The organism is Thermobaculum terrenum ATCC BAA-798 (assembly GCF_000025005.1).
Classification (GTDB): Bacteria; Chloroflexota; Chloroflexia; order Thermobaculales; family Thermobaculaceae; genus Thermobaculum; species Thermobaculum terrenum.
The window spans coordinates 402,810-417,150 of sequence record NC_013526.1 but is presented as its reverse complement, the minus strand read 5'-3'; the positions used below and the strand labels follow the sequence as shown (position 1 = coordinate 417,150).

General features: G+C 64.9%; 16 protein-coding genes. 6 read left to right on the top strand and 10 right to left on the bottom strand.

Going from position 1 to position 14,341, the window contains the following annotated elements:
• The first annotated feature begins 2 nt into the window (after positions 1–2).
• Positions 3–557 carry a metal-dependent hydrolase gene (locus TTER_RS11505; RefSeq protein WP_012876200.1) on the top strand — a complete coding sequence of 185 codons (555 nt, stop codon included), beginning with the start codon at positions 3–5 and terminating at the stop codon, positions 555–557.
• Here the strand turns inward: TTER_RS11505 and TTER_RS11500 are convergent.
• Genes TTER_RS11500 through TTER_RS11490 form a run of 3 tightly spaced genes read right to left on the bottom strand, consistent with a single transcriptional unit; the run spans position 554 to position 3,274 of the window.
• Complete coding sequence (locus tag TTER_RS11500) at positions 554–1,561, bottom strand: zinc-dependent alcohol dehydrogenase family protein (protein ID WP_012876199.1); 1,008 nt, start codon at positions 1,559–1,561, stop codon at positions 554–556. The genes TTER_RS11505 and TTER_RS11500 overlap by 4 nt on opposite strands.
• A gap of 42 nt (positions 1,562–1,603) precedes the next feature.
• Positions 1,604–2,020 carry a VOC family protein gene (locus TTER_RS11495; RefSeq protein WP_012876198.1) on the bottom strand — a complete coding sequence of 139 codons (417 nt, stop codon included), beginning with the start codon at positions 2,018–2,020 and terminating at the stop codon, positions 1,604–1,606.
• A gap of 15 nt (positions 2,021–2,035) precedes the next feature.
• Complete coding sequence (locus tag TTER_RS11490) at positions 2,036–3,274, bottom strand: D-galactonate dehydratase family protein (protein WP_012876197.1); 1,239 nt, start codon at positions 3,272–3,274, stop codon at positions 2,036–2,038.
• Positions 3,275–3,437: 163 nt separating this feature from the next.
• Between TTER_RS11490 and TTER_RS11485 the strand changes: the two genes are divergently transcribed.
• From TTER_RS11485 to TTER_RS11470, 5 genes are all read left to right on the top strand, one after another.
• Positions 3,438–4,238, top strand: coding sequence for a sugar phosphate isomerase/epimerase family protein (locus tag TTER_RS11485; protein ID WP_012876196.1), 801 nt, complete (start codon positions 3,438–3,440; stop codon positions 4,236–4,238).
• Between the two features lie 28 nt (positions 4,239–4,266).
• Positions 4,267–5,337, top strand: a complete 1,071-nt coding sequence (locus TTER_RS11480) for a Gfo/Idh/MocA family protein (RefSeq protein WP_012876195.1) — start codon at positions 4,267–4,269, stop codon at positions 5,335–5,337.
• Between the two features lie 80 nt (positions 5,338–5,417).
• Positions 5,418–6,377 (top strand): carbon-nitrogen hydrolase family protein, encoded by a 960-nt coding sequence (locus tag TTER_RS11475; protein WP_169302690.1) that lies wholly within the window; start codon positions 5,418–5,420, stop codon positions 6,375–6,377.
• A gap of 294 nt (positions 6,378–6,671) precedes the next feature.
• Positions 6,672–6,848, top strand: coding sequence for a hypothetical protein (locus TTER_RS15850; protein ID WP_012876193.1), 177 nt, complete (start codon positions 6,672–6,674; stop codon positions 6,846–6,848).
• 208 nt (positions 6,849–7,056) lie between these two features.
• Positions 7,057–8,133, top strand: coding sequence for a hypothetical protein (locus TTER_RS11470; protein WP_012876192.1), 1,077 nt, complete (start codon positions 7,057–7,059; stop codon positions 8,131–8,133).
• Positions 8,134–8,566: 433 nt separating this feature from the next.
• Here TTER_RS11470 and rpsD read toward each other — a convergent pair whose 3' ends face one another.
• The 7 genes from rpsD to TTER_RS14965 form a co-directional block, all read right to left on the bottom strand.
• Positions 8,567–9,172, bottom strand: coding sequence for a 30S ribosomal protein S4 (rpsD, locus tag TTER_RS11465; protein WP_012876191.1), 606 nt, complete (start codon positions 9,170–9,172; stop codon positions 8,567–8,569).
• 125 nt (positions 9,173–9,297) lie between these two features.
• Positions 9,298–10,290 carry a uroporphyrinogen decarboxylase family protein gene (locus TTER_RS11460; protein ID WP_012876190.1) on the bottom strand — a complete coding sequence of 331 codons (993 nt, stop codon included), beginning with the start codon at positions 10,288–10,290 and terminating at the stop codon, positions 9,298–9,300.
• A gap of 344 nt (positions 10,291–10,634) precedes the next feature.
• A complete protein-coding gene (locus TTER_RS11455) occupies positions 10,635–10,883 on the bottom strand; it encodes a hypothetical protein (protein WP_012876189.1) in 249 nt (82 codons plus the stop codon).
• Position 10,884: 1 nt separating this feature from the next.
• Positions 10,885–11,025: a hypothetical protein gene (locus tag TTER_RS15645; protein ID WP_012876188.1), complete on the bottom strand. Its 141-nt coding sequence runs from the start codon at positions 11,023–11,025 to the stop codon at positions 10,885–10,887.
• Positions 11,022–11,339 carry a hypothetical protein gene (locus TTER_RS11450; RefSeq protein WP_012876187.1) on the bottom strand — a complete coding sequence of 106 codons (318 nt, stop codon included), beginning with the start codon at positions 11,337–11,339 and terminating at the stop codon, positions 11,022–11,024. Before TTER_RS11450 ends, TTER_RS15645 begins: the two co-directional genes overlap by 4 nt.
• Before the next feature lie 114 nt (positions 11,340–11,453).
• A complete protein-coding gene (locus tag TTER_RS11445; RefSeq protein WP_012876186.1) occupies positions 11,454–13,757 on the bottom strand; it encodes an LUD domain-containing protein in 2,304 nt (767 codons plus the stop codon).
• Positions 13,744–14,337 (bottom strand): LUD domain-containing protein, encoded by a 594-nt coding sequence (locus tag TTER_RS14965; RefSeq protein WP_012876185.1) that lies wholly within the window; start codon positions 14,335–14,337, stop codon positions 13,744–13,746. The genes TTER_RS11445 and TTER_RS14965 overlap by 14 nt, the downstream gene beginning before the upstream one ends.
• Positions 14,338–14,341 lie beyond the last annotated feature (4 nt).

Here is a 14,341-nt window from a genome sequence, read left to right as displayed (position 1 = left end):
GCATGAGAGAGAAGCTCAACGGTATACTGTACCCGGTGCCGCGCCGAGGCCTGCTGCTGGGCGCACTACCGCTGCTGCTCGCCATCGAGGGGGCTATGAAGCTTGAGAGTGATCCCTTCGTCGTGCGAGCAGCCGGCGACGAGACCGCACACGAGGTCACAGCCTTCCTCATGGCCATGCCCCTCTACGGCAAGCTGGAGGATTACCTGCCGGTGGCCTTCGGGGCGATCGTGATGGACCTCGACCACATCCCCATGGAGATGGGGATAAAGCCGCTGAGGCCCAAGATCTCCTGCAGGCCCTACACCCACAATGTGCTGTGCGCGGCCCTGGTCTCTGTGGCGACCTGGCTGCTGACGCGCGATCACAGGGCCGCGGCAGGAGTGGCGGCGGGCATAGCCACCCACTATTTCAGGGACCTCGCCACCGGCGGGGCCCCGCTGCTATGGCCAGCCAGCACCAGGTGCTTCAGGATGCCTCGCTGGATCTACCTGGGGACCCTGTACGCCTGCCTCGTCAGGAAGATGTACGCCCTTCGGGCAGGTGAATCCTCCTAGGGATTCACCTGCACCTTCATGGAGGCCTGCGTGCCGGCGGTTTGCAGGGCCCTCTCGAACTCCTCCAGCGGGAAGGTGTGGCTCACAAGCGATCGCAGATCCACCACCCCCGCCTCCGCCAGCTCTACGGCCTGCTCGAATGTGTAGTTGATCGCCATCGAGCCCAGTATGGTGATGTCCTTGTTGTATATCTCGAACGGGTTGACGCTGATGGAGCTGTTCATCGGGCACACCCCGAAGGCCATCAGCTTGCCCATAGGCTTGACGTACTTGAATCCCGCCTCCAGCACCTTGGGCACGCCCGTCACGTCGATGACTATGTCGAACCCACGAGGCGAGACCTCGCGCAGCCTCTCCTCTTGGGACTCGTCGGCCACCACCACGTCGCTGGCCCCGAACTCCCTGGCCGCCTCCAGCCGCGAGGGGTACAGGTCCGTGACCACGATCTGCGAGGCGTTGCCGTGCCGCAGCACCTGCAGCCAGAGCATGCTCATCGGCCCCGCCCCCAGCAGGAGGACCGAGTCTGCCGGCTGGGCCTGCAGGCGCTTCATCCCCCAGACGACGCAGGCCAGCGGCTCTATCAGGGCTCCCTCAGCGAAGGAGAGCCTCTCGGAGATCACGTAGCAGTTGCGGGCCGGCACCTTCACGTACTCCGCGAAGGCCCCGCTGGTGGTATCCCCTATGGCGCCCCATCGCTCGCAGTGGTTGCCCTGCAACCTGCGACAGTAGTAGCACTCCCCGCAGAACAGGGAGGGGTCCACCGCCACCCTGTCGCCCTCCCGCAGGCCGGACACCCCCTGCCCGACGGCCGCCACCACCCCCGAGAACTCGTGCCCCGGTATCAGCGGGTAGTGGGAGAGAAATGTGCCGGCGTAGATGTTCTTGTCCGTGCCGCAGATGCCGCAGGCGGCCACCTGCACCACCACTTCCCCGGGGCCGGGCTCAGGCTTGGGCACGTCCTTTATAGCCACGGTCTTTGGCTGCTCTACGACTACCGCCCTCATAACACTTGCCTCCGTTGGATTAGGATCTTGAAGCTGCCTGCATTATAGCCCAGGGACCTCGTAAGGGGTGTGCAGCTCGATGAGGTGGCCGTCGGGGTCCATGCAGTACATCTGCGTCACCCCATCGCCGCGAGGGCGGGGGCCAAGCAGCACCTGCACCCCGCGCCGCCGCAGTCGGGCCAGCATGCCCTCCAGGTCCGCCACCCCGAAGGCCACGTGGCGAGCGCGGCCGATGTCCCGCGACGGGTCCGGGTGCGCGGCCTTGTCCCCGGGCTCCTGGGGAGCGTCGCGGGCCGCTATCAGGTGCAGCTCCGCGCTACCGCTCACGAACCACCGGACGGCGTGGGTGAAGCTGGGCGGCGTGGGCACCTCCGTGAAGCCCAGCACGTCCCTGTAGAACGCCGCCGACCTCTCGAGATCGGCGACGACCAGCGTCACATGGCTCAGGTTAGAGATCATCTGGATCACCTCGCATCAAGGTCTTACTATGGTCCCGTCCACCCGCCTGACCGGGAGCCACGAGCCGTTCCTGGGGTCATCCGGATAGGGGAATGCCGCGGCCAGTTTCTCGTCCACGTCCACTCCCAGGCCCGGCTTGTCGTTGGGCCACATGTAGCCGTCGCGTATCTCCGGGCATCCGGGGAAGACGGCGCGCGCCTCCTCGCTGAAGAGGTGCTGCTCCTGGACCCCGAAGTTGGGGCACGCCAAGTCCAGGTGCAGGTTGGCGGCGTGTCCCACGGGCGAGACATCTCCCGGCCCATGCCACGCCGTGCGCACCCCGAACAGCTCCGCCAGGGCGGCGAGCTTGCGGGCGGGAGTGATGCCGCCTATCGCCGAGATGTGCACCCGGATGAAGTCTATGAGCCTGTCCCTGATGGGCGGCACGTACTCCTGGGGGTGGACGAAGAGCTCGCCGAAGGCGATCGGCGTCGTGGTGTGCTGGCGCAGCAGGGGCAGGTAGTCCAGGTCCTCGGGGGCCAGCGGATCCTCCAGGAAGAATAGCTTGTACGGCTCGAGCTCCTTGGCCAGCTGCACGGCCTGTATGGGAGGCACGCGCTCGTGCACGTCGTGCAGCAGCTCCACCTCGAAGCCGAACCTGCCGCGCAGCTGCTCAAACATCCAGGGCACCATCCGGCAGTAGGGAGTGGGCTCCCACGGCCGCTCACCTAGGCCCAGGAGCTGGGGCTCCCTGGAGCGACCACCGCCCGCTGCGCCGTAGGTCGAGTAGCCAGGCACGGCCATCTGGCACCTGATGTAGCGGTAGCCCTGATCTATGAACCTTTGGACGTTGTCCGCAAGCTCCTCTATGTCGCGTCCCGAGGCGTGGGCGTACACGGCCGCGGCCTCACGGCACTTGCCGCCCAGGAGTTGGTACAGCGGCATGCCAGCGAGCTTCCCCTTGATGTCCCACAGGGCCATGTCCACCCCCGCCAGGGCGTTGTTGAGCACCGGGCCGTTGCGCCAGTACGAGCTGAGCATCACCGACTGGTACACGTCCTCGATCTGATGCACGCTCCGGCCCAACAGGAAGGGCTTGAGGTAGGACTCGATCACCTCCACCACCGCGAGGGCACGCTGGGTGAAGGTGGCGCAGCCCAGCCCGTAGAGGCCATCCTGGTTGGTCTCCACCTTCACCACCACCAGGCGTATCCCCTCGGGCGCGGTGCATATCGGCCTGACGTCCCGTATCACGACAGCATCCACGTCCACCATGACATCCTCCCATCGTCTCGCAGGAGACACCAGTGTAACACAGATAGCTATAGTATATAAGCTTTTCTCTCCTCTATAATGACATTCGAAGCCTGCCATGGGGAACCCACGGACATCCCCCATACACGGACAAATACAACATATGTGAGGTGGTGCCGCAGTTATGAACAAGATATCCTTCATGAGCGCCAACTACGTGGCCCGGGTGCTGGGCTACAACATGACCGAGGGGTGGGGTCAGGGCGACAACGCCACCAACGAGTACTTCCGACCCATCGAGACCTTCCGCCAGCGGTTCGAGGAGATACTGGCGGATATCAGGGCCCTGGGGTTCGACCACATGGACCTGTGGCTGGCGCACCTCAACCCGCGATGGGCCACGGACGAGCATGTACGGATCGCCCAGGAGCTCCTGGGCAAGCACGGGCTGGGAGTCGTCAGCCTGGCAGGAAGCATGGGCTCCTCGCGCGAGGAGCTCGAGCGCATCTGCTCGCTGGCTCAAAGCCTCGGGGTCACCATCCTGGGGGGAGTGTGTCCCCTGCTGTACGAGGACCGGAACTTCGTGGTCGACACCCTCAAGCGCTACAACCTCAAGCTCGGCATAGAGAACCATCCGGAGAAGACGCCGCAGGAGATGCTCGAGAAGATCGGTGATGGGGGTGACGGCACGATCGGCACAACCGTGGATACCGGCTGGTACGGCACCCAGGGCTACGACGCCGCAAAGGCCATCGAGGAGCTAGCACCCTACGTCCTCCACGTGCACCTCAAGGACGTCCGGGAGGTGGGCTCCCACCACACGTGCCGGTACGGCGAAGGGGTCGTCCCGATCAAGGAGTGCGTGGAGGTGCTCAAGCAGATCGGGTACGAGGGCGCCATCAGCGTCGAGCACGAGCCGGAGACCTTCGACCCCAGCGAGGACTGCAGGGCGGACCTGCAGATGCTCAGGGAGTGGCTAAGCTAACACAACAACGACACAAGGAGAGTTGTACATGGCAGACAAGATAGGAGTAGGCATCATAGGTTGTGGCAACATAGCGGGCAGGTACGCAGCCAACCTCAAGCAGTACCCCGAGATGGAGCTGGTAGGGGCCACGGACATAGACTACAGCCGCGCGGAGGCGCTCACCAAAGAGCACGGCGGCCAGCCCTACCGCACGACCGCCGAGCTGCTGGCGGACGACAGGATCCAGATGGTGGTGAACCTGACCATACATCACGCTCACAAGGCGGTGATCACCGAAGCGCTCAACGCCGGCAAGCACGTGTACAGCGAGAAGCCGCTGGCGATGACCTACGCGGACGCCCGCGAGCTCGTCGAGCTGGCCCAGAGCAAGGGGCTCAGGCTGGGCTGCTCACCCATCACCTGGATGGGCGAGGCCCAGCAGACCGCATGGAAGCAGATACGCGAGGGGCGCCTGGGCGACGTCAGGGTCATCTTCGCGGAGGTCAACTGGGGCAGGATCGAGACCTGGCACCCAGCCCCCGAGCCGTTCTACGAGGTGGGTGCGCTGTACGACGTCGGCGTCTACCCCCTGACCCTCATAACGACCATCTTCGGCCCGGCCAGGAGGGTGTGGGCCAAGGGCGAGCTCCTCAAGCCTGATCGCCAGACGCTCGACGGCAGGCCCTTCCACGTGAGCACCCCCGACTTCGTGGTCTCGATGGTGGAGCTCGAGAGCGGGCCGGTGGTGCGCCTGACGACCGACTTCTACGTCGGGCAGCACAGCAAGCAGAAGGGCGTCGAGTTCCACGGCGACGTGGGATCGCTGTACATCTCCAGCTGGCAGGTGTTCGACGCCGACGTGGAGTTCACCGAGTTCGGCAAGAAGTACGAGCCCGTGCCCCTCATTAAGGAGCCGTATCACGGCACGGAGTGGGGCAGGGGAGCCAGGGACATGGCCCAGGCGATACTCGAGAACCGCCCACACAGAGCCACGGGCGAGCAGGCCGCCCACGTGGTGGAGATCCTGGAGGCGGCCACAAGGGCCATGGCCTCGGGCGAGGCCGTGGAGGTGCAATCCACCTTCCAGCAGCCCACACCCATGGACTGGGCGTCCTGAACGTCCCCGGCTGGCGGAGCGCTCCGCCAGCCTCCCAGACACCCATGCACGCCAGCCAGATACAGCTCGTAGCGATACAGATGCAGCTCAGGCCAGAGGACTACCGAAGCCCTCAGAGCTTCGAGCGGAAGGTATCTAGCCTGATGGCGCAGCTGGCCCCCCACCTGCGGGACGGCCTGCCGACGCTGGTCGCGTGGCCGGAGGACGTTGGCCTGATGCTCGTGCTGCAGGGCATGTGGGACGAGCTAAGGGATGCGCACTCCTCAAGGGACGCCCTATCCAGGGCCGTGCGCGCGCACCTCCTGCCGGCCCTCGCCCACCGACTCTTCCACGGGCTGCGGTGGCCGGCCGCGCTCATCCACCACCGCTGGCGCGTGATGGCGGAGACCTACCTGGACACCTTCTCCCGAGCGGCGCGGACCTACGGGGTGTACATCGCCGCCGGGAGCATCCCCCTGCCCGCGATCGATCTAGGCGGGCCCAACGCGAGGGTGGTCGACCACAGGATCTACAACACCGCGTACCTGTTTGATCCCAGCGGGGACATCGTTGGCACCCAGCGGAAGGTGCACCTGATAGACCTGGAGGGGCCGCAGATGCTTGGCCTCACGCCCTCACCCTCAGGGGAGATCAGAGCCTACAGCACCGAGCTGGGCACTGTGGGTATAGCGATCTGTCTGGACGCCTTCCAAGAAGACGTGCTACAGGCCTTATCGGCACAGGGCGTCCAAATCCTAGTCCAGCCTTCTGCCAACCCCGGCCCATGGAGCAAGGGGCAGCAGGAGGACTGGCTCAACGGCAGCTACAGGGCAGTCCAGATCAGGAAGATCTTCAGGTACGCCGTCAATCCCATGATGACCGGTAGGATATGGGAGATCGAGTTCTACGGGCAGTCAAGCATCATCACCAGCGAGCCGACGCCCCCGGCGCGCGGCTACCGAGACCTGGGGCCCATGGTGGGCTTCCTCCAGGTGGCTTGGTCCGACAGCAATGAGGAGATTTTGGTCGCACGCGTCCCGCACCCCGACCTCAGCGTGTAGCCGCGAGCACCGACGAGCGGCCCACACTACCCCGCGCCCCAGCCCCGGGCTGCAGCTCGTTAGCTGTATAGAGGCAAATCATACCAAAGTACTATTGCAGGGAAGTAAAAGATCGTATATTATTTCCTCACTGATTCGCACATATATATGTACATGAATATCACGATTTATCTATGTTATGTATTACTTATTATAAAGGCCGAAGGGGGGAAGAGATGCGAGCGCCACCTTAAGTGCGAGCCACTGGATAATCTGTAGTTACACACAGCACGTAACCAAAATACGGAGAAACAGATGACCAAGATATTCAAAGTCCTGTTGATGTTCGTATTAGCATTCAGCACGGTGTCGGTGGCCAAAGCCGTCTGGGTGGATCCTGGCGATAACATCCGGGTGACGCTGCAGGATGACGGCCGCCAGATCCCAGACTGCACGGGGAATGGTTACCTGGGGCCCGTGACCCAAGGATAGACTCATCGGGTAGATATGTGATGTTTGGTACAAGATGTCCCATGACCTTGCGCTGGGGATCACGCCAACAGCGGATAGCCGACGGCAAGGACCACCTCTACATCCGCGACCTGGATTCGGGCCACACCTACCTGGTGGACCGTAAGTCCGACGGCACACCCGCCAACGGCAACGCTGGCTGGGGAGCTTTGCCAGCAACGGCCGCTGGGTGGCCTTCACCTCGAACGCCACCAACCTGCCGGATAACGGCGACCAGAACGGGGGCCGTGGACTGTGTGGGCCCGGCATCGCCTGCAACTACGACGCCTATCTCGTGAACCTGGACGTCTCGGGCGACGGCCAGATAGGCGAGCCCAGGGACATCTCCCTCACCCTCGTCTCCAAGGGCAGGCACGAATCCGCCTACGACCCGACGATTGCCGGCAACGGCGACGTAGTGGCCTACACTCGCATCTCGCCAGGTGCCTCCCACATCGTGGTGTGGGACAGGGTCATCAACCGCCGCTTCTACGTCGACCGCACGGGCGGCCAGCTCTCAAACGGCCTGTCCTTCTGGTCGGCCATCACCAACAACGCCCTCAAGGTAGCCTTCGTCTCCAGGGGCAGCAACCTCGTGCCCGGCGACACCAACACCATGGACCTCTTCCTGTGGACCAGGGCCTCCAGGACCACTACCTACGGCACGATCAGGAGGCTCAACGTCCCCCGCTACGGTGGGCAGTCCTATGCCGGGGTACTGGCCCCGTCCATCTCTGGGGATGGGGAGCGCATGGCGTTCGTCACCAAGGGCAACCTCACCGGGGACGACACCAACGGCCTGGAGGACGCCTACGTGTGGGACGCCCGCATCGGCCGCCCAGTCCTGGTCACCACCTCCCGCACCGGCGGCAACGCCAACGGCATCACCGACTCGGCCACGATGTCGGCCTCCGGCAGGTACGTCTCGTTCACTTCCAGAGCCTCCAACCTGGTGGCCAGAGATACTAACGGGGCCAAAGACGTGTTCATAGCCGAGCTGTGGTCGCTGAATGACATGCCCAAGAGTAGCTGGAGGATAGACCCACTGCTGGCCCAGACCTACCGCGTGACCTTCAAGCGCAAGCCAGAGGACACCTCCTATCCAGGTCTGAGCAACGGGGACTACGGCTCCTTTGCTGAGAAGCAAGGCCTGGTGGTGTACCAGACGCTGCAGCCCATGGTGGCAGGGGACACCAACGACGCCTACGACGGCTACATCTACAAGCTGCCCTTGGAGGTAATGGCCAAGCTGAAATCTCGCAACTGAGCCCAATAGACCGCGTGGTGGGGGAGCGGGCTCCCCCACCACGCATATACTCCACAGCCGGCATGCTCTCCTGGCACTGGTGCTGGATCCAGTCCGGCTGTGGCTTGGGATATCACCCCATTCCCCTTGCGCTCGCCTTAGCCAGACTGCATAGGCACGCCCCGATATTGCAGGTCAGGGGACGTTTATATAGGGCTGCAAGCTCCCCCTACTGTCGTGCACCTCCCGGTATCAACCATCCGACGAGTGAGGCGACAGGGCGTCCACAAGACATCTAGCCTCCTGAAGGGTCGCAGGGGGTCGCTTGTGCCGGTTAACCCCGTAAGCTGGCGGTGGCGTAGCGTCCGAGACCGGAAGGGCAGCTCTATACTCCCAAAAGAATGGGGAGGGGCTCGAGCCCCTCCCCGGGCAGCAAGCTAGTGATGTACGCTCCCTAGTAGCGGGAGTAGAAGGCGATGATCAGGTCCTCGTTGATCGGCTCAGGGATCTCGTCCCTCTCGGGCAGCCTGACCACCCTGCCCACAGGCCCCTCTCGCTGCAGCCATGCGGGCACGATCCGGTGCGACTCCATCTCCTCGATGACGACCGGGATCTGGAGCGCCTTCTCGGTGAGGGTGATCACCTCACCAGGCTTGACCTGGTAGGAAGGCCTGTCCACCTTCTGGCCGTTGACCCGCACGTGCCCGTGCACCACGAGCTGGCGCGCCATCGGGCGGGTGCGCGCAAACCCCAGCCTGTACACCACGTTGTCCAGCCTGCGCTCTATGAGCTGCAGCAGGTTGTGGCCGGTGTTGCCGGGCATGCGCTCCGCCTGCTGGTAGTAGCGCTGGAACTGGCGCTCATGCACGCCGTAGTAAGCCTTGGCCTTCTGCTTCTCGAACAGCTGCATGCCGTACTCCGAAAGCCTGCGCCTGCGTCCGCCCTTGAAGCCGCCGGGCGGTATGTGCAGCCTGCGCTGCAGGGAATCGCCGCCGGTGCCGTATATATCCACACCGAATCGACGTGATACTTTATGCCTTGGCTCTCGCTTTTTTACCATATACCTCCAGTAACTCCTTCGTTCTCAAGTGAGCAGCTTCGGTGGCTGGAACACTTTGCTCCAGCCCAGGTCCTCTACAAGGATAGCACCCAGTAAGACATAAAATCAAAACAAGCCCCAGCGTCCTATGCCAGAGAGTTCCTGGCCTCCACGAGCGCGCGCAGGCTCCTTTCCGGCACCGTGATGGGTATGCCACACCCAGGCGCCAGGATCAGGCCGCGGCCATCCACCTCGGCCACAGCCGCACGCACCTCCGAGGCTATCTCCTCTGGAGTGTCCAGCATAAGGGTTCTCTCGTGATCTATGCCAGCAGCCAAACACTTGCTGGTGACCGCCCTCGCATCGCGCAGGCTCGGCCCAGCACATCTATCGTACCAGTTAACCACATGCGATGGATAGTTGACAAGCTCGGAGAAGGCCAGGTCCTCGCCATGCAGGTGGAGCATCGTCAGGCGAGACCTCTCGTGGATCTCGGCCAGGATGGGCCGGTCGTACCTCTCGCCTATGGCACTGTACTCCTCATGCGGCATGGCTCGTCCGCTGCCCAGCTCGATGGCGTAGAATATGCCGTCGGCGCCCGCACGCAGGCATGCCAGACCGAACGCCATCACGGTCTCCCCTATCACCTTGAGGGCACGCTCCACGTCGTCCCGATGCGTCCTCCAGTGCTCCAGGAACCTGGCCCTGCCGGATAGCCTGACCGCCAGCATAGAGGGAGAGAACAGCGTAGCCAGCACAGGCACATCAGGCCCCACCTCCTTACGCAGCTGTGACAGCACCTCCAGTTGTTCCCCCAGCACGCCCCGATCGGGTGGGAGCACCTCGATGGTCCCCCAGTCCTCCGGGGTGTGCACTACGTATTCCTCCGTCTGCCAAGAGCCACGAGTGGGGTGGTAGCTCCCGAAGTGTACGCCCCAGTCCTCGAGGCCGAAGGAGCTGCGGAACATGACCTTGATGAGGTCCAGGTCGTAGCGCCGGTAAAGGTCCAACGTGGCGCGCACCAGCCCACGGGCGGAGCGGTCCACCTCCGGGAAGTGCATCCAGAAGGTCAGCGGCACCTTGTCGGGCCTGCCCCCCTCCAGCGCCGCAGACACCCTGTCCCACTTGCTCTGTGCCATCGCCAACCTCCTTCAGAGAGATTATTCCAGGTTATTACAGCACGAATCGCGCCCGGGCCGCCACCAGCAAGGGGCAGAGCTGCCAGCCCGCGCCAAACCTATCCCACACCCAAGCGCCACGGCGGAAGGCAGGGTAGCTCCGCGGGAGCCGTGGCTGCCCCGCAGTGGCGTAGGCAACCAGCGCGCATGGGCTGGGGTCATCGTAAAGGTTGGTGTCCTCTGGACGGGCGTAGGGTACGCCCGCAGGCAGTCATTCACGGCTCGATTGGTGCGCCTACCCAGCACCCGGAAGCCCCCTCGCGGCCGCGGCTCCCGCGGGCTGTGGGTTAGATCGTTGGGATCAGCTACTCGGTGCTGACCGGCGGCTCGTCGTGCACTATGAGGTGGTGGTTGACCGCCGCCAGCAGCTGCTCCGCCGCTTGGCCATGGAAGGTCACCACCTCCGAGAGGCCGCTGCCCGAGGCGTACCGCACCCTGGCCACGAGGTTCTCGCCCTCCTCGTGGAAGTCGACCTCGGCTATGGCCAGCAGGTTGACGTACGTCGCGGCATCCCTCTCGTACTCGAGCTTGACGAAGAGCGGTGTCTGGTGCACTCTAACCCCCTATAGGATGTGTATCGTCGCTGGGCAGAGGAGGTTCGGGCTCGGGCTCCGGCGGGGTCGGCAGAGGTGGTTCCGGCTCCGGGGAGGGCGCCGGCGGCTCCTCTATCTCTATCTCCATGGCCGCCGAGCTCATTCCTCCGCCTCCTCCTCTTCCTTCGTCACCCTGGCGGTGCCTTCCTCATCCACCCAGATATCGACGCCGGCCTCGTTGGCGAAGTGGCCCGCTGGGGCGTCGGTCACCGTCAGCCCCTCGGCCTGCAGCCTCTCGGCCAGCTCCTCATCGCCCACCACTATGGCCTCACCGCCATCCGGGGTCTCCACGTAGGAGCCCTCGTCCACACCCATCTGGGTTAGATCCGGCAGCGGCTCGCCCCTGGGCTCCTCCACGAGATACGCCCTCTTCTCTTCTTCCATCTGCTGTCGGTTTGCCTCTCTATCGTTGCTCATGCTAGCTACTACCCCTCTCAAGTCATAATACTATAGCAGGTTCGATGCCAAAACCAAAATGGGCCATCCCGGGCTCACGAGGGCAGCGGGGGAGCCCAGGCGCATCCCAGGGCCTTACGCGCCGTGCCCCAGCCCACGGGGCAGGCACTCAGCCACGAGCTCGGCCGTATGCATCACGCGCACGTGGCCGTTGCCCGCGGCGTCCAGGCCCCCTTTCATGTGCAGTATGCACCCGGGGTTGTCGGTGACGAGCACGTCAGCGCCCGTGGAGGCGACGTTCTCCAGCTTGCGGCGCAGGATGTGGGAGGCCACCTCGGGGTGGGTGATGGACGTGGAGCCTCCGAAACCGCAGCAGACGTTGGCCTCGGGCAGCTCCACGTACTCCAGGCCCAGGATATCCCTGATCAGCTTGATGGGGGCTTCCCTGAGGCCGAGCACGTTGAGCGACTGGCAGAAGTTGTGGTAGGTCACCCTGCCCAGCCCCGGTGGGGCGTTCAGGGTCCCAGGTCGTAGCCGCGCGACCTCCACCAGGAAGGTCGTGAAGTCGACTACCTTGCGCGCCAGCCGCTGGGCGCGCTCCCGCCACGCGGGCTCGTCCTCGAAGATGCGCTCGTACTCGTGCAGCATGCAGACCACGCAGCTGGTGCCGCCGGTGAGTATGTAGTCCGCATCCACCCGCTCGAGGGTCTCGATCGTTTGTTGGGCCATCCTCCGCGCGGTGTCGCGATCGCCGGCATCGAAGGCCGGCAGGCCGCAGCAGTGCTGGGGCTGCGGCACGACCAGCTCCACACCCAGCGCCCTCAGCACCTTGGCGATCGCGACGGCCATCTGGGGGGCGAACCAGTCGGTGACGCACTGGATGAAGTAGGCTACCCTGAGGCCCTGCGCGTCGTTGGGTAGTGCGGCCTCGGAGCGACCTGGGCGCAGCAGGTCCCTGGCCGGCGTGCCCGCGACCGTGGGAGGGGTACGCCACGACAGCTGCTGCCGCGATACCTGCAGGCGATCCAGGCCCAGCCTACCCAGCCGGAGCATGCCCCCGCTCGACAGCGGGCGCACCAACTGCCCCGCCAGGCGCAACAGGGGCTGCGCCAGCCGCGGGCGGGACCACAGCTCGAGCGCCAGCCGCACGGGCAGGGGCAGCCCCAACCGGCGAACAACCTCGGTCCTTACCTCCAGGATCTGCTGCGGCAGCGGGATGCCCACGGGGCACACGGTGGCGCAGGCGTTGCAGGACACGCACAGGCTCTGGGACCCTGCATCCGCCTCCAGCCCGTGGTGGTAAGGGGTGTTGACCAGCCCTATGGCGCCGGAGTAGATGTGCCCGAACACGTGCCCACCCACCACCGCGTACGGCGGGCAGACGTTGGCGCAGGCGGCGCAGCGGATGCACCGCAGGGCGTCCCGGATGAGGGGCGTGGCGCGCATGGTGCTTCGGCCGTTGTCGAGCAGCACGACGTGCATCTCCCTGCCCGGCTCGGATGGGCCGTTGATGAAGGTGGTGTAGGCGGTTATAGGCTGGGCCGTGGCGGAGCGCGCCAGCAGCCTCACCTGCAGCATGGCCGCCGCGAAGTTCGGCACCATCTTCTCCACGCCCACCAGCACGACGTGCACTTTGGGCAGCGAGGTCACCAGCCGGGCGTTGCCCTCGTTCGTCACCAGCATGATCGCGCCGACGTCGGCCACCACGGCGTTGGCGCCCGTGATGCCCATGCCGGCAGCTAGGAACTCCTGGCGCAGCTCGCTGCGGGCCACCCTCACCTGCTCGCCTATGTCCTGGCGGCTGATCTGACGGCCGGTGTAGGCCGAGAAGAGGTCGCCCACCTGCACGCGGTTTTTGTGGATGATCGGCAGCACCATGTGGGATGGGCGCTCGTGGCTGAGCTGCGCCACCCACTCGCCGAGGTCGGTCTCCACCACCCTGATGCCCGCACCCTCGAGGGCGGCGTTGAGCTCTATCTCCTCGGAGACCATGCTCTTGGATTTGACGACGTGCCGGATGCCTCTATCCCTGCACAGCTCTAGGACGTAGCGATTGGCGTCATCCGCCGTAGCTGCACGGTACACCCGCACCCCGTTGCGCTCCGCAGCCTGAGTAAATTGGTCGATGTACTCCTCGAGGTGGTCGATCACCTCATCCTTGATAGCCGCCATCTGATCCCGCAGGGACCTAAAGAGGCGGTCTCCCGGCGAGTCACCAAGGGACGCCAGGGGGTTGGCGTTGGGGGCGCCAGCAGGTTGGGGCGCCATCCCCGACTCGGCGTACTCATTCCACACGGCATCTCGCGCGGTCCTCCAGGAGCGCTGGAAGTTCAGCAGATTGCGCTCCAGCTGCTGGTTGCTCAGCGCCCGTCGGTAGCGCACCTCGAAAGGCCGCATCTCGTGCGCGACCGATCCCTGATGAGCATCACTCGTTGCCAACTCTTGCCTCCTCTTGCAGTATCACGACGTGGAGCCTGCGCGGGCCCTGCACGCCTATGGTCAGCACCCGCTCGATGTCAGAAGTTCTGCTGGGCCCCGTGACGAGCGACAGGAAATGGCGCCCCTGAGCCGCGAGCTGGCCCAGGAGGTCGGCCAGATCATCCAGGCTTCGCAGCAGCCGCGACGAGGGCAGCAGCACCACGACCGACTCCGAAAGCATGCCGGTCAGCCTGGCGGGCAGCGTGTCGTCGGACGGCAGCACCGAGCCGGTCTCCACGACGCCCGCCTCCGCGGCCACCACCCCGACCCTGCCCGCCAGGCGCTCGGCCAGCTCGCGAGTGGAGAGCCCCGCCGCCAGCTCCTCGGCAATGCAGACGTCAGCTCCCCCCTCGCTCAGGGCGTCGGCGAGCTCGGGCAGCATGAGGGCCGCCCGGGCGCTGAGCGTGCAGGCATCGGTGGCGGTCGTCTCCATCTCGGCGACCACCACCCCCACCACGGCGTCCACGTCCGCCGGGCCAGCCAACGACACCTGGCAGCCCACGGCGGCAGCCCGATCCGCGAATACCTTGGCGTCCGGCATGGGA